A 15079-nucleotide genomic window follows, 5' to 3' on the forward strand; every position below is an offset into this window, starting at 1 on the left:
CAGCGGTTGCGCCCCGGCGGGGGCACGTGGCCGTCGGGCCCCCCCGGGGGGCCCCCCGCGGGGGCGATCGACGGGTCCGGCTCGTTGAGCGGGACCTCCTTCCCGGCGCCCTTGCGGTTCAGCAGGATCAGCAGCGTCACCGCCAGGAACGGCATGAAGAAGGCGCCGAGCACGCCGTACGCGAGGATCAGGCCGACGGGCTGGCCGAGCAGCAGGAGCAGCATCGGCGGGAAGGTCAGCCAGAGCAGGTAGAGCCGGAAGTACTTCCCGCCGGTGCGGGTGTCGGGGTGACCCGAGCGCAGGCCGCGCAGGTTGCCGATGAAGTCGGCGAACATCAGGCTGACGCCGCTCCACACGCCGATCAGCGAGCTGAACGACGCGGCGAAGAACCCGACCAGGAACACGACGCCGTACACCTCGCCGTACCGCTCGGTGAGGACGTCGCCGATCTGGATGAGCCCCTGGTCACCGGTGTCGATGGCGATGCCGGCGGAGTACAGCAGCTCCGCGCCGACGACCAGCATGGCGACGACGAAGAGGCCGGTCATCGCGTACGCCGCCCCGTTGTCGAGACGCATGATCCGCATGAACCGCGGGGTCGACCAGCCCTTCTCACGCAGCCAGTAGCCGTACGCCGCCAGCGTGATCGTGCCGCCGACGCCGCCCATGACGGTGAGGGCGTAGACGATGGAGCCGTCCGGCAGGGTCGGCACGAGGCCGGTGAGCACCTCGCCGAGGTTCGGCAGCGTCAGGATCGCGGCGCCCATGACGGCGACGAACATGATCCCGATCAGGGCCGCCATGATCTTCTCGAACGAGTGGTAGGTCCCGAACCACACCATCGCCAGCCCCAGCAGACCGGTGACGACGGCGACGGCGCTGAGGTTCAGCGACGGGAACAGCGCGACCACCGGCAGCGCGGACGACGACATCGCTGTCGCGCCGTACACGAAGCCCCAGATCATGATGTACGGCGCGAAGTAGAACGTCGTCCACCTCCCGAGGCTGCGCCAGCCCTCGAAGATCGTGCGCCCGGTCGCCAGCGAGTAGCGGCCCGCGCCCTCCACGAGGACGACCTTGATCACCGAGCCGAGGACCGCGACCCACAGCAGCGCGTAGCCGTACATCGACCCCGCCACCGCGGTCGCGACCAGGTCGGCCGCGCCCACGCCGGTCGCGGCGACGACCAGGCCGGGCCCGACCACCTTCCAGCGCGGCGGCGCCTCCTCGACGGTGCCGTCGTTCCTGTCGGTGCTGGCCATGGGGACGCCTCCCGATCGGCGGTACGGATGGCGCCCCACTATGTCAGCGCCCCCGCCTCAGCGGCGCGAGCGAGCACGGAGGACAGGAGAGATCCTCGAGATCAGGCGCAGGTGCGGCATCTGCGCCGCATCTCTCCTGTCCTCCGTGCACTGTCGACGCAGGCGCGCACCCAGTCCGGCCTGGCTGTGACGTGGTGGTGGCCGAAGCGGAGCACGGTGAGCGGGACGACCGCCATGCACGTGTACCTCTCGAGGTCGAGGGCGAACTGCTCCGGGTTGCCGTGGTACAGCCAGCCCTCCGCCTCGACGACGATGCCGAGACGCTCGTCGAACAGGTCCGGGTGCACGGTCATCCCGTCGACGGTCAGCTCGACCTGAGGCCGCAGGTCGAGCCCCGGGAGGTCGAGGAGGAGGGCCCGCAGGGCGGACTCCAGGGGGCTCATCGACAGGCCGCTGGCCGCTCGGGCGAGCCGACGAGCTGCCGGGGAGCCGGGCCCGCGCACCTGGTCGGCCGCGTGGCGGAGCTCGTCGGGGTCGACCACGCCGAGACGCAGGGCGGAGTCCGCGACCGTCAACGACTCGACGGCCGGCAACCGGACCAGGCAGTCGAGGACCGTGCGCAGGGGCGAGGTCACGGTGCCCTCGACGTCCGCCCACATCAGATTCACGCCCCGTCGCCGGCGTGCGTCGACCCGACGCTTGGGCGGCACCGCGATCCACGGGCGGTCGGGTGGGTTCAGCACGGGCCACCCGTGCTCGACCGCCGCCGACAGGCAGCCGATGGTCCCCGACAGCAGCACCTGCTTCCGGTGCGTCTCGCTGATGCTGGGCAGGCCGTAGCGGCCGTGACCGAGGTCGTCGAGGGCGCCGGACGACACGGCCTCCCGCAGCGCCCTACGCCCGACCCTGCCGCGGAGCTGGTCGGCACGTGCCGTGCCTCCGAGGAAGGCGACGATCTCGGCCGGGGTCACCCGACCAGGGTCGCTGTCGGGCGCCGACTGCGTCGGCGCCTCTCCACAGGCCGGCGCGTCAGCGCAGGCGCGGCAGCAGCAGGCGGCCGATGCGCTCGACCTCCCGCTCGTACGGCGTGTCCGAGAGGATGAAGTGGGTGATGCCGAGGTCGCCGTACCGGCCGAGGGCCTTCGCGACGTCCTCGGCGGATCCGACGAGCCAGGTGCTGCCGGCGCCGCCGCCGCCGTGGCGGGCGGGGGCGACGTACAGGCACTCGTCGAGGACGTCGCCGCGGGCGGCGAGGTCGACGAGGCGCTGCTGGCCGTGGGCCTGGTCGCGGCGCGGATCGCGGGCGAACTCCGCGGGACCCTTCGCCATCCGCTCCACGCGGGACTCGGCCTCGGCCCAGGCCTCCTCGCGGGTCTCGCGGACGACGGTGGTGATGCGCAGCCCGAACTGCAGCGGCGGCAGGTCCCGCTCGAGCTCGGCCTCGAGGCGGCGGAGGTTCGCCACCCGCTCGGCCACGCCGTCCAGCGGCTCGCCCCAGAACAGCTGGACGTCGGCCTCGGTCGCGCCCACGCGGGCGGCGGCGTCCGAGGCGCCACCGAAGTACAGGCGCGGGTGCGGGCGTCCCTCCCGGACGACGGGCCGCATCGCGGTGGTGGCGCCCTCGGTCCGGTAGTGCTCCCCGGTGTGGGTGACCGACTCCTCGGTCCACAGCCGCCGGACCAGGCGCATGAACTCCTTGGTGCGCCCGTAGCGCTGGGCCTGGTCGCCCTCGTCGTCGCCGTACTCGGCCTGGTGGTCCTGGCCCGACACGACGTTGACGAGCACCCGGCCGCCGGACAGGTGGTCCAGCGTCGCCGCCGATGCCGCGAAGTGGGCGGGCTGCCAGTAGCCGGGCCGGATCGCGATCAGCGGCTGGAAGGTGGTGGTCGCCGCCGCGAGCGCCGTGCCGACCGTGAACGTGTCCGGACGACGCCAGCCGGTGCCGATGAGCGCACCGCCCCACCCGGCGTCCTCGACGCCCCGCGCGAGCTTCGCGAGGCGCGGCAGGCTGTTGTGCCCCTCGACGGTGTCGTCACCGCGGTGGCCGGCCTCGGCCTCGTTCGGGATGTACCAGAGCACCTCGTCGACCACGGGCTGCCTTCCGTCGGAATTAATCGTACTAACCCACTACGGTAACTAGGTCGACGGACGGCGTCGAACCGACCCGCCGACCGGTCCCTGAAGGTGGGAGCGACCACAGAGGTCCGCCCGGACTTGGGACCCCGCCCGTTCCTCCCGCATCCTTGGAGGCATGAGCACCGAGACCGGCACCGAGACCAGCACCTCCCGCGTCAAGCGAGGCCTCGCCGAGATGCTCAAGGGCGGCGTGATCATGGACGTCGTCACCCCCGAGCAGGCGAAGGTCGCCGAGGACGCCGGCGCCGTGGCCGTCATGGCCCTCGAGCGCGTGCCCGCCGACATCCGCGCCCAGGGCGGCGTCGTCCGCATGAGCGACCCGGACATGATCGAGGGCATCATCGAGGCCGTCTCGATCCCGGTCATGGCGAAGGCGCGCATCGGCCACTTCGTCGAGGCCCAGGTGCTGCAGAGCCTCGGGGTGGACTACATCGACGAGTCGGAGGTCCTGACCCCGGCCGACTACGCCCACCACATCGACAAGGCCGGCTTCCGGGTGCCGTTCGTCTGCGGCGCCACCGACCTCGGCGAGGCGCTGCGCCGCCTGAGCGAGGGCGCGGCGATGATCCGGTCGAAGGGCGAGGCCGGCACCGGTGACGTCTCCAACGCGACCACCCACATGCGGACCATCCGCTCCCAGATCGCGCGCCTCTCCGCCACCCCGGCCGAGGAGCTGCACGTGGCCGCGAAGGAGCTCGGTGCGCCGTACGACCTCGTCGCCGAGGTCGCCCGCACCGGCAAGCTCCCCGTCGTCCTGTTCACCGCCGGCGGCATCGCGACCCCGGCCGACGCGGCGATGATGATGCAGCTCGGCGCGGACGGCGTGTTCGTGGGCTCCGGCATCTTCCGCTCCGGCGACCCCGTCGCCCGCGCGGCCGCGATCGTGCAGGCCACCACGTTCCACGACGACCCCGACGTCATCGCGAAGGTCTCGCGCGGCCTCGGCGAGGCCATGGTCGGCATCAACGTCGACGAGATCCCGGTCTCGCACCGCCTCGCCGACCGCGGCTGGTGACCTCCTGGTGAGCCAGGACGCCCCGCTCGTCGGCGTCCTCGCCCTGCAGGGGGCCGTCGCCGAGCACGTCGCCGCACTGACCGCGAGCGGCGCCCGCACCCGCACCGTGCGGCGGCCCGCGGAGCTCGACGGCCTCGACGGACTCGTCCTGCCCGGCGGGGAGTCGACGGCCATGGACCTCCTGCTGCGCCGCGTCGGCCTCGACGAGCCGCTGCGCGCAGCGATCGCGGGCGGCCTGCCCGTCTACGGATCCTGCGCCGGGATGATCCTGCTCTCCGACCGACTCGTGGACGGCGCCCCGGGGCAGCGGACGCTCGGCGGGCTCGACGTCACCTGCCGCCGCAACGCCTTCGGTCGCCAGGTCGACTCCTTCGAGACCGACCTCGACGTCGTCGGCCTCGCCGAGCCGGTGCACGCGGTCTTCATCCGCGCGCCCTGGGTCGAGAAGGCCGGCGGGGACGTCGACGTCCTCGCCGCCGTCGAGGTGGACGGCGAGCAGCGGCCCGTCCTGGTGAGGCAGGGCCGGCTCATGGCCTCGGCGTTCCACCCCGAGCTCACGGGCGACCACCGGCTGCACGGTCTGTTCCTCGACGTGGTGGCGGGGGCAGACTCCCGCCATGGCGTACGACGAAGCGCTGGCTGACCGGGTCCGCGTCCTGCTCCCCGGCGCGCGCGAGCGCTCGATGTTCGGCGGCCTGGGGTTCCTCCTGGACGGCGGCCACATGGCCGTCTGCGTCTCGGGGCGTGGCACCGGGCTGCTCGTGCGCGTCGAGCGCGAGGACGCCGACGTGCTCGCCGCGATCGAGGGCGTCGAGCCGATGGAGATGGCCGGTCGGACGTCGCGGACGTGGATGGTCGTCGCCCCGGGTCTGCTGGCGGACGACGACGACCTCGAGGCGTGGGTGCGCCGCGGCGAGTCCGTCGCCGCGGCGCTCCCGCCCAAGACCTGAGGAGGGACCTGCTTCCCGAGGGCGTCAGACCAGCTCGACGCCCGTCGCCTCGCGGATCTGCTCCTCGCTGACCCCGTCGGCCAGCTCGACGAGCCTGAGCGCGCGGTCGCCCGTCGTCCCCGACGGGGCGACCTCGCCGGTCGCCGGGTCGATGACGTCGATAACGCCGAGGTCGGTGATGATCCGCTGCACGACGCGCTTGCCGGTGAACGGCAGCATGCACTCGCCGACGATCTTGTGGGAGCCGTCCTTCGCGGTGTGCTCCATCAGGACGATGACCCGCTTGGCACCGTGGACGAGGTCCATCGCGCCGCCCATGCCCTTGACCATCTTGCCGGGGATCATCCAGTTGGCGATGTCGCCGGCCGCCGAGACCTGCATCGCGCCGAGGATCGCGGCGTCGATCTTGCCGCCGCGGATCATCCCGAACGACGTGGCGGAGTCGAAGAACGACGCGCCGTCGCGCAGGGTGACCGTCTCCTTGCCGGCGTTGATGAGGTCGGGGTCCTCGTCGCCGTCGTACGGGTAGGGGCCGACGCCGAGGATCCCGTTCTCCGACTGCAGCACCAGCTCGACGCCGTCCGGCACGTGGTTCGGCACGAGCGTCGGCAGGCCGATGCCGAGGTTCACGTAGGAGCCGTCGGTGAGCTCGGACGCCGCCCGCGCGGCCATCTGGTCCCTGTCCCACGCCATGTCAGGCCCCCTCTCCGCGCTCGCGCACGGTCTTCTTCTCGATCCGCTTGTCGGCGGCCTGCTCGGGCGTGAGCGCGACGACGCGCTGCACGTAGACGCCCGGGGTGTGGATGCTGTTGGGGTCGAGCTCGCCGGGCTCGACGAGCTCCTCGACCTCGGCGATGGTCGTCCGCCCGCACATCGCGGCGAGCGGGTTGAAGTTCTGCGCGGAGTCGCGGTAGACGAGGTTGCCGTGGCGGTCGCCCCGCCAGGCGCGCACGAGGCCGAAGTCGGCGACGATCGCCTCCTCGAGCACGTACTGCTTGTCGCCCTCGGCGGTCGCGAAGACGCGGACCTCCTTCGGCGGCGAGGCGACGACGACGGCGCCGTCGGCGTCGTACCGCCAGGGCAGGCCGCCCTCGGCGATCTGGGTGCCGACGCCGGTGGCGGTGTAGAAGGCCGGGATGCCGGAGCCGCCGGCGCGCATCCGCTCGGCGAGCGTGCCCTGCGGGGTGAGCTCGACCTCGAGCTCACCGGAGAGGTACTGGCGGGCGAACTCCTTGTTCTCCCCGACGTACGAGCTGATCATGCGGCGCAGCCGGCCCTGCATGAGCAGGCGGCCGAGGCCCCACTCGTCGACCCCGCAGTTGTTCGACACCGCCTCGAGGTCGTCCGCGCCCTGCTCCAGCAGCGCCTCGATCAGCACCGACGGCACACCGCACAGCCCGAACCCACCGACCGCCAGCCGCGACCCGGAGCCGATGTCGGCCACGGCCTCGGCGGCGCTCGCCACCAGCTTGTCCACGCTCGTCCTCCCTCTCGTCTCGTGTGCCCCGAGCGTGGTCCACGTCACCGACGGCGGTCAACGAGACCGTGTGCGACCTTCCGGTCGGCGGACCCCGGCGGACGCGGACGTCCGCTCAACGGACGCTAGTGTCGTGGCCGTGGACTCTCCCGCGCACGTCGTCGGTCGCACCGCCGGCCTGCTCCGTGCGCTGGCGAGCGGCGAGCCCGACGGCCTCACCACGACGCAGGCCGGGCTCGCCGGCGACCTCCCCCGCCCGACCGCCCACCGGTTGCTCGGCGACCTCGCTGCGGAGGGTCTCGTCGAGCGTGGGGACGACGGCCGCTGGCGACTCGGCCCCGAGCTCTGGCTGCTGGGGCGCGCCGCAGCCCGCCGGTACGACGTCGTCGGCCTCGCGCGGCCCGCCCTCGCGCGCTTGGCGGAGGCGACGGGCGAGAGCGCGTTCCTGTCCGCCCGCCGCGGGGAGGAGACCGTGTGCCTCGCCCAGCAGGACGGGAGCTTCCCCATCCGCAGCCACGTCCTGCACGAGGGCATCCGCTTCCCGCTCGGGGTGGCGTCGGCGGGGCTCGTGATCCTCGCCCACCTCCCGGCGCAGCAGCGCTCGGCGTACCTCGACGGCGTCGACCTCTCCGTGGAGTTCGGCGCCGCCCACGACCGGGCGGGCGTGGAGAAGCGGGTCCGCGCCGCCCGCCGTGCCGGGTACGCCGTCAACCCCGGCCTGCTCGTCGAGGGCAGCTGGGGCATGGGCGCGGCGGTGTTCGACGCGGACGGCTCCCCCGCCTGGGCGCTGTCGCTCACCGGCGTCGCCTCCCGCTTCGGCCCCGCCCGCCGCGCGACGTACGGCGATCTGCTGCTCCGCGAGGCCCACGACCTCACCCAGCGCCTGCGCCGCTGAGCACCGCATCCGGCGACCGAGGTGCGGGCGCTCTCACCGCTGGTTGAGGTGCGAGCGCCCTCGCCGCTGGTTGAGGTGCGAGCGCAGCGAGCCTCGAAACCCGGCGAGACACCGACCATCCGGTCACCGGGTTTCGAGGCTCCTCGCCAGGGCTCGTCGCACCTCAACCGCCGGCGCTCGTCGCACCTCGACCTGCGTGCGACGGTGGAACGCACCCCGGCCCCCGTGCGGGGGACGCCGGGGGCCGGGGTGCGGTTCGGGGGTTACTCGGCGAGCTCGCGGGTGACGACCTCGTCGATCTCGGCGACCTCGCCGCCGTCGAGGGAGTTCACGAGCTCCAGCTCGGTCTCCGAGGCCCACTCGTAGGCACCGAAGGTGCCGGAGACGATGCCGGTCTCGGTGTAGTCGTAGCTGCCGGTGACGCCCTCGTAGTCGATGTCCTCGCCGTCGCGGATGGCGGCGATGCCCTCCTCGTAGGTGCTCACCTTCGTCCCGCCGTCGCCGGAGACCTCGTACATCGCCTCGGTCCAGTCGCTCGCGCAGGCGCTGCCGGCCTGCTCGATGGCGAGCGCGGTGGTGACCATGAGGTCGTAGTACTGCAGCACGTAGGAGTTCTGGGCGTCGCCGAGCTCGGCGTACTCCGAGGACTCCCACAGTGGCTTCAGGAAGTCGAACGCGGGGCCCTCGACCTGGGTGGTCGCCGCGGTCAGGACCGCCTGGTGCTGCTCGATCGCGCCCATGGTGGCGGCGCGCGGGAACGACTCCTGCAGCCACTCCGAGCTGCCGACGATGTAGAGCGACAGGCCGGCCTCGGCCGCCTGCTTCACCATCGTGCCGCCGTCCTCGGCCTGGCTGAACAGCATGAGGGCGTCGGGGTCGGCGGACTCGAGCGTGCTGATCGTGCTGCGGTACGACGGCTGCTCGGGCTGGACGTCGAGCACCTCGACGACGTCCATCCCGAGCTCCTCGGCGGCGGCGACCGCGGCGTCCTTCTGCAGCTGGCTGCCGGCGATCTGGGTCGCGACGACCGCGATGGTCTGCGCCCCCTCCTCCTGGGCCTGCAGGACGGCGGCGACGGCCTGCGCCGTGTCCATCGGCGAGCCGCGGAACAGGGGCTCGTCGGCGGTGCCGCCGATCGCGGCCTCGATGGAGCCCCCGTGCACCGACGGCATCAACGGGCCGTCGTTCTGCTCCTGCTGCTGCAGCATGAACTCGCGGTAGGAGCCGTACTCGTGGGCGGGGTTCAGCAGGATGTCGACCTGCTCCCGCTGGAGGAAGTTGCGGGCCACCGAGGCCTCGCCCACGGTGCCGATGTCGTCGTGGACGACCTCCCACTCGCGCCCGAGAGGCGGGTCGGCGTTGATGACCTCCTCGGCGAACAGGTCGACGATCCCCTCGAAGAAGGGGCCGACGTCCGCGAACGCGCCCGTGTAGTAGTTGAGGTGGCCGACGGCGAGCGGCCCGTCCTCCGACGCGCACGCGCCGCTGCCGGCGGACGAGCTGCCGCTGGCGCAGGAGGTGAGGGACAGGCCGAGGGTGGCGGCGGCGGCGACGGCGCCGAGGCGCCGCGCCGAGGTGCGCTGGGTCATGACGATGCTCTTTTCTGAGGGTGGGGTTCTGAGGGTGGGGCGCGGGGTGGGGCGCGGGGTCCGGCCAGTGGGGGGTCACAGCCGGTAGCCCTGCTTGAGGGTGGTGTCGTCGACCCGGGAGGCCTCCTCGACGAGGAAGACGCGTCCGAGGTTGAGGATGAGTGCGCGGTCGGCGATCGCCAGGGTCTTGCCGGCGTTCTGCTCGGCGAGCAGGACTCCGATGCCGCGCTCGGTCTGGATCTTCTTGATGGTGGAGAAGAGCTCGTCGACGTACTTCGGGGACAGGCCCGCGGTGGGCTCGTCGAGCAGCAGCAGCTGCGGGTCCTGCATGAGAGCGCGGCCGACGGCGACCATCTGGGCCTCACCGCCGCTGAGGGTGCCCGCGCTCTGGTCGTACCGGGCGGAGAGCTGGGGGAAGAGGTCCATGACCTCGGCAAGCCGCTCGGCCCGTGGGCGCTTGCCGATCATCCCGCCGATCGCCAGGTTCTCGGCGACGGTGAGGTCGGGGAAGACGTTGGCCTCCTGGGGCACGTAGGCCATGCCGGCGGCGGCGAACCGGTGCGGGGCCCACGCGCCGACGTCCGTGCCGTCGAGGCGCATCGACCCGCCGCTGAGCGGCAGGAGCCGGGCGATGGTCTTCATCAGCGTGCTCTTGCCGGCGCCGTTGGCGCCCAGGACGGCGAACACCTCCGCCCCGACGGTGAAGGACACGTCGTGCAGGACGGTGACCTCGCCGTAGCCGCTGCTGATCGCGTCGCACTCAAACATGGCTGGTCCCCAGGTACTTCTCGGCGAGCGTGGCGTCGGCGCGGACCTCGGCGGGGGTGCCCTGGAGCACCACCTGGCCCTCCGCCATGAAGTGGACGTGGGCGCAGGTGTCCCAGATCAGGTCGAGGTCGTGCTCGATGATCAGCACCGACATCTCCCCGGCGGCGGTGCGCTCGCGCACCAGCTCCATGACCTTGTCGGTCTCCGCCTGCGGCAGGCCCGCGGTCGGCTCGTCGAGCAGCAGGAAGGACGGGCGCAGCAGCAGGCAGCGGACGATGTCGAGCAGCTTCTTCTCCCCCGCCGACCCGGCGTGGCCGTCGGGGTCGGCGAAACCGAACCGCTCGAGGTAGGTGTCGATGGTGGCCTCCGACTCCCGCCGGAAGGCCCGCTCCCCGAACAGCGAGAAGAAGCGCTCACGGCGCGACGCCGCCAGGGCGAGCAGCATCGACTCGCGGATGGTCAGGCTGTCGAAGTCCTGGATGACCTGGTTCGACTTCACCACACCCATCCGGGCGACCGCGTCGGCGCTCATGCCGGACAGCCGACGCTCGCCGCCGTCCGCCGCGTGGTGGACGACGGTCCCGGTGGTGGGCGCGACGGCCTGGGTCACCAGCTTCATCAGGGTCGTCTTGCCGGCGCCGTTCGGGCCGATCAGGCCCTCGATGCCGTGGCGTCCGAGCTCGAGGCGCGGGACGTCGACGACCGTGCGGCCGCCGTACCTCTTGGTGACGTCGGTCAGGGTCAGCACCGGCTCGCCGGTGCGGGCCGGCAGCGCCGCCGGGGGCGTGCTGTCGGTCCTCGTGGGTGCGGCACTCATGCGGAGGCTCCCTTCGCGGCGCCCGGGGCGCGTCGCTTGCGGCCGTCCCCGAGGAGGCCGGCGGGGCGGAACAGGATGACGAGCATCAGGACCATGCCGAAGGCCATCAGCTGCAGGTCGGGCAGCAGGAGGCTGTACTCGCGGGGCACCTCCACGTACTGCTCGACGACGATGTCGAACAACCCGACGGTGAGGAGCGCGCCGAAGAACGCGCCGAGCACCCGGGTGCGGCCGCCGAGGATCAGGGCGATCCACACCACGAAGGTCGTGTCGGCCAGGAGCAGCCGCGGCACCAGGAACTGCTGGACGGCGGCGTCGAGGCCGCCGATGGTGCCCATCAGCGCGCAGGTGACGGCGAAGAAGACGACCTTGTGGCGGAACGTCGGCTTGCCGAGGCTGCGGGCGAGGGGCTCGTTGTCCTGGATGCTGCGGATCAGGCGGCCGTAGGGCACCCGGCTGACCTGGCGGGCGTAGAGGACGAGCGCGGCAGCGATGGCGACGAGCACCCCGAGGTAGGCGAGGGTCGTGGCGCGGTAGTCGCCGAGGTCGAACGGCAGCGGCACGGTGCCGAGGCCGACGACGCCACCGGTGAGCTGGTCCTCGGTGGTGGAGAGGTGCCACACGATCGTGGCGAAGGCCAGGGTGGCGACGAGCACCGCCTCGTTGTCGAGGTCGAGGATGAGCCAGCCGAGGGCGGCGGCGACGAGGCCCGTGACGACGGTCGCGATCACCAGGGCGAGCCCGAAGGGCTGCTCGGCCTCGATGACGAGGATCGCGGTGAGGTACATGCCGAGGCCGGAGAACCCGACGACGCCGAAGTTGACGATGCCGGCCTGGCCGAACTGCAGGTGCAGCAGCGCCCCCAGGCAGACGATGATCGCGAGGGTCGACAGCGGGAAGATCAGGGCGTCCACGTCAGCCCCTCCCCACCAGCGCGCGCAGGCCGGACGTCGTACGGCTGGGGCCGGCCCTGCGGCTGCCCTTCACGCGGAGCACGAGGATGAACAGCGCCAGCAGCAGCACCTGCGCGTAGAGCGGCTCGGTGAGCCGGGTCAGCAGGGCGGTCACCACGCCGGCGGCGGCGCCCGCGACGAGAGCGCCGCGCACGTTGCCGATGCCGCCGACGATCGCGACCATCACGACCACCAGCACGAGGTTCCAGCCGAGCTGGTAGTCCACGAAGCTGAAGACGCCGATGAAGATCCCGGCGAGGCCGCCGGCGACGCCGGCCACGAACCACACGAGCACGGACGCCTTCGTCGGGTCGATGCCGCTGGCGACGGCGAGGTCGCGGTTGTTGGCGAGCGCCCGCATCATCTGGCCGTACCTCGACCGGTAGGTCATGAGGTAGGCGCCGGTCACCATCACGGCGACGAGAGCGAGGGCCCACAGCTGGGCGCTGGTGACGCCGGTGCCGAGGATCGAGAAGTACGACGGGTCGCGCAGGTCGAACAGGTAGAGCTCGACGCCGAAGACGACCCGCAGGGTGTGGCGCAGCAGGAACGACAGGCCGACGGACAGCACGATCATCTCGACCTGGCCGACGCCGCGGCGCTGGGCGGGGCGGAAGACGCAGAGGTACGTCGCGACGCTGAGCAGCCCGGCCATCACCGCCGCCGGAAGGATCGCGACGTAGAAGTTCAGGCCCAGCGTGACGTTGAGCAGGACCGCGAAGTACGCACCGGACGTCATCGTCTCGGCGTAGGCCACGTTGATGAAGCCGTTCAGGTAGTAGATCAGCGTGAAGCCGATGGCCGCGAGCACCAGCGGCGCAGCCTCGATCAGCCCGATCAGGACGAGGTCGATCACCTCGTCGGACCGCCGAGCGCGTCCGGCCCGGGGAGCGGGAGACTCATGCGTCCTCCTCTCGATTATCGATGATCGCTGGAACCTAGCAAAGTCTGTGTGAGCCGCACCACACCTGGCGGCCTCAAGATTTGCTCAGCGGTCGACGCGTCGAGCCGGACGACGCCCGGGCGCCCTCAGACGATCGCGACGGGGTCGAGCATCGAGCCGGTCGCGCCCCTCACCCGGGCCGGCAGCGCGAGGAAGAGGAACTCGTGGACGCCGTCGCGCGCGAGGTCCTCGAGGTAGATGGACTCGAACAGGTAGATCCCGTTCTCGATCAGCAGCAGGGTGTGCACCGGCTGCGGGTTCGCGGGCACACCGGGGTCGGGGGCGGGCTGCACCTCGAAGGTCTCGGTGTCGCTGCCGACTGCCACGGCACCCGCCTCCATCAGCCACCGGGCGGCCGTGACGTCGGGCCCCGCGGTGCGGTGGGCGGCCATGCGCTCCGGGTCGGGCCACTCCGACAGGTAGCCGGTCCGCACCAGGACGACGTCGCCCGGCCGCACCTCCACCCCCTGGTGCGCGCACACGGCCTGCAGCTCCTCGGCGGTCACCGGGTCGTGGGCCGGGAGGGCCGTCACGCCGCGATAACCGGGCACGTCGAGCAGCAGTCCGCGGGTCATGAAGTCGGGCAGCTTGGCTGCGTCGCCGAGCGTCGGGCCGTGGTCGCCGAGGTGCGTCGTGGCGGACACGCCGCCGTACCAGTGGTCGTCGTCGCCGATGGTCATGTGCGCCAGGGCGTCGACGTGGGCGCCGCTGTGCGACGTGCCGGAGACGACCTCGGCCATGTAGCCCAGCCCGACGTCGTTGACCGGCCCCCAGGGCTGCATCCCGTCGCCCCGCAGCCCCGCGGGTGTGCGGTACATCGAGACGACGAACGGCGGGTGGGCGCCGAACACCGGCATGCCCGTGAACCGCGGGACCGACAGCGTGTAGCGCCGCCCCTGGGTCGGGATCCTCAGCGCGGCGAGCAGGTCGGCCGGGCGCTGCCGGGCGGCCGGCCCCCGCTCCGGGTCGACCTCCCAGGCGGTGGGGCCGTCGGCGGGGACGTCCCCGCCCTCGGGGGTCTGGTGGGGTGCGGCGGCCTGGTCCATGGTGGGTGCCTCCTGGCGATCCGAGATGGTCGTTGACGGGCTACGTGACGCTGGTTACATTTCGATTATCGATTAAAGGCGTCTCGCGTCAAAGGACGCGTGAGAGGGGCTGCGACATGGTCGACACGTCCGACGGCCTCATGGAGGCCGTGGTCGTCACGGCACCCGGGGAGCTCGAGATCAGCCGCATCCCGGTCCCGGAGCCGGGCCGCGACGAGGTGCTCGCCCGCGTGCGCTCGGTCTCGATCTGCGGCACCGACGCCCACCTGATCAACGGCGACTACCCGGGTTTCTGGCCCCCGGCGTTCCCGTTCACCCCGGGCCACGAGTGGGCGGGCGAGGTCGTCGCGCTCGGACCCGGCGCCGAGGCGTACGGGTTCTCCGTCGGCGACCGCGTCTGCGGGACCAGCCACAACGCGTGCGGTGCGTGCCAGAAGTGCGTCGAGGGCCACTACAACCTCTGCGAGAACTACGGCGTCCCCGGCCTGCACGCGCAGTACGGCCACAACGTCACCGGCGTCGACGCGACGTACGCCGTCCACTCGGTGAAGTGCGTGTTCGCGATCCCCGACGAGATGTCGTACGACGTCGCCTCGATCGTCGACCCCGCCAGCATCGCCCTGCACGTGGCGCGGCGCGGCGGCATCCAGGCCGGCGACACGGTCGCCGTCACCGGCGCCGGGGCGATCGGCCTGCTCGCCGCCGAGTCCGCCCGCGTCTGCGGCGCCGCCCGCGTCATCGTGGTCGGGCGGGGCAGCCGCCTCGAGTTCGCCGACGGTTGGGGCTACGAGACCGTCGACACCCGCGCCACCGACGACCCCGCCGGGGAGGTCCGCCGCCTGACCGGCGGCCGCGGCGCCGACGTCGTCCTCGAGTGCGCCGGGGTGCCGCAGACCCTCCAGTGGGCGATGGCCATGCTGCGCCGCGGCGGACGCTGCGCAATGGTCGGCATCCCCACGCAGGACGTCGCCCTCTCCTGCCAGTCGCTCGTCCTCGACGAGCTCGAGCTCGTCGGCTCGCGGGCCTCCGCCGGGGAGATGCGCCGGGTGCTGCCCTTCGTGGCCGACGGTCGCATCCGGGCGTCCGAGCTCGTCACCCACACCTTCGCCCTCAGCGAGTACCACAAGGCCCTGGCCACCTTCAACGACCGCGCCAGCGGCGCGATGAAGATCGTCGTCAACCCCTGACCCGGCACCACCCACCCACCCGTCCACCGAGCCGAGCAGGA

The 15079-nt window shown here is 72.4% G+C and carries 16 protein-coding genes; 5 read left to right on the plus strand and 11 right to left on the minus strand.

Features of this window, described 5'->3' with window-relative positions; genetic code table 11:
* From MJ876_RS14845 to MJ876_RS14855, 3 genes are all read right to left on the minus strand, one after another.
* On the minus strand, nt 1-1262 hold a 1262-nt coding region (locus MJ876_RS14845), incomplete at its 3' end, for an Nramp family divalent metal transporter (protein ID WP_240237389.1).
* A gap of 101 nt (nt 1263-1363) precedes the next feature.
* Nucleotides 1364-2233 carry a hypothetical protein gene (locus MJ876_RS14850; protein WP_240237391.1) on the minus strand — a complete coding sequence of 290 codons (870 nt, stop codon included), beginning with the start codon at nt 2231-2233 and terminating at the stop codon, nt 1364-1366.
* A 58-nt stretch (nt 2234-2291) separates the two neighbouring features.
* The gene (locus MJ876_RS14855) at nt 2292-3353 is read right to left on the minus strand and encodes an LLM class flavin-dependent oxidoreductase (RefSeq protein WP_240237393.1); all 1062 of its coding nucleotides are present in this window, start codon (nt 3351-3353) and stop codon (nt 2292-2294) included.
* Between the two features lie 160 nt (nt 3354-3513).
* Between MJ876_RS14855 and pdxS the strand changes: the two genes are divergently transcribed.
* From pdxS to MJ876_RS14870, 3 genes are read left to right on the plus strand one after another with little or no spacing between them, the layout of a single operon-like run.
* Nucleotides 3514-4413 carry a pyridoxal 5'-phosphate synthase lyase subunit PdxS gene (gene pdxS, locus MJ876_RS14860; RefSeq protein ID WP_240237395.1) on the plus strand — a complete coding sequence of 300 codons (900 nt, stop codon included), beginning with the start codon at nt 3514-3516 and terminating at the stop codon, nt 4411-4413.
* A 7-nt stretch (nt 4414-4420) separates the two neighbouring features.
* The gene (pdxT, locus tag MJ876_RS14865) at nt 4421-5056 is read left to right on the plus strand and encodes a pyridoxal 5'-phosphate synthase glutaminase subunit PdxT (RefSeq protein ID WP_240237397.1); all 636 of its coding nucleotides are present in this window, start codon (nt 4421-4423) and stop codon (nt 5054-5056) included.
* Complete coding sequence (locus MJ876_RS14870; protein WP_240237399.1) at nt 5031-5363, plus strand: TfoX/Sxy family protein; 333 nt, start codon at nt 5031-5033, stop codon at nt 5361-5363. Before pdxT ends, MJ876_RS14870 begins: the two co-directional genes overlap by 26 nt.
* Before the next feature lie 24 nt (nt 5364-5387).
* Here the strand turns inward: MJ876_RS14870 and MJ876_RS14875 are convergent, their stop codons facing one another.
* Entirely contained in the window at nt 5388-6056 is a 669-nt protein-coding gene (locus MJ876_RS14875) for a 3-oxoacid CoA-transferase subunit B (protein ID WP_240237401.1), read from the minus strand.
* A gap of 1 nt (nt 6057) precedes the next feature.
* Entirely contained in the window at nt 6058-6840 is a 783-nt protein-coding gene (locus MJ876_RS14880; protein ID WP_240237404.1) for a CoA transferase subunit A, read from the minus strand.
* 139 nt (nt 6841-6979) lie between these two features.
* Between MJ876_RS14880 and MJ876_RS14885 the strand changes: the two genes are divergently transcribed.
* A complete protein-coding gene (locus MJ876_RS14885) occupies nt 6980-7735 on the plus strand; it encodes an IclR family transcriptional regulator (RefSeq protein ID WP_240237406.1) in 756 nt (251 codons plus the stop codon).
* A gap of 263 nt (nt 7736-7998) precedes the next feature.
* On the opposite strand, the gene MJ876_RS14890 is transcribed toward MJ876_RS14885, so the two are convergent.
* The 6 genes from MJ876_RS14890 to MJ876_RS14915 form a co-directional block, all read right to left on the minus strand.
* A complete protein-coding gene (locus MJ876_RS14890) occupies nt 7999-9324 on the minus strand; it encodes an ABC transporter substrate-binding protein (protein ID WP_240237408.1) in 1326 nt (441 codons plus the stop codon).
* A gap of 75 nt (nt 9325-9399) precedes the next feature.
* Nucleotides 9400-10092: an ABC transporter ATP-binding protein gene (locus MJ876_RS14895; RefSeq protein ID WP_240237411.1), complete on the minus strand. Its 693-nt coding sequence runs from the start codon at nt 10090-10092 to the stop codon at nt 9400-9402.
* On the minus strand, nt 10085-10909 hold the full coding sequence (locus MJ876_RS14900) for an ABC transporter ATP-binding protein (RefSeq protein WP_240237413.1): 825 nt from the start codon (nt 10907-10909) through the stop codon (nt 10085-10087). Before MJ876_RS14900 ends, MJ876_RS14895 begins: the two co-directional genes overlap by 8 nt.
* A complete protein-coding gene (locus MJ876_RS14905) occupies nt 10906-11823 on the minus strand; it encodes a branched-chain amino acid ABC transporter permease (protein ID WP_240237415.1) in 918 nt (305 codons plus the stop codon). The genes MJ876_RS14900 and MJ876_RS14905 overlap by 4 nt, the downstream gene beginning before the upstream one ends.
* A 1-nt stretch (nt 11824) precedes the next feature.
* On the minus strand, nt 11825-12718 hold the full coding sequence (locus MJ876_RS14910; protein WP_240237417.1) for a branched-chain amino acid ABC transporter permease: 894 nt from the start codon (nt 12716-12718) through the stop codon (nt 11825-11827).
* Between the two features lie 173 nt (nt 12719-12891).
* Nucleotides 12892-13851: a cyclase family protein gene (locus MJ876_RS14915; protein ID WP_240237419.1), complete on the minus strand. Its 960-nt coding sequence runs from the start codon at nt 13849-13851 to the stop codon at nt 12892-12894.
* Nucleotides 13852-13967: 116 nt separating this feature from the next.
* On the opposite strand from MJ876_RS14915, the gene MJ876_RS14920 reads away from it, so the two are divergent.
* Nucleotides 13968-15038 carry a zinc-binding dehydrogenase gene (locus MJ876_RS14920; protein ID WP_240237421.1) on the plus strand — a complete coding sequence of 357 codons (1071 nt, stop codon included), beginning with the start codon at nt 13968-13970 and terminating at the stop codon, nt 15036-15038.
* Nucleotides 15039-15079: the final 41 nt, after the last annotated feature.

This window comes from Nocardioides sp. CFH 31398, from assembly GCF_022436705.1.
In the GTDB taxonomy this organism is placed as follows: domain Bacteria; phylum Actinomycetota; class Actinomycetes; order Propionibacteriales; family Nocardioidaceae; genus Nocardioides.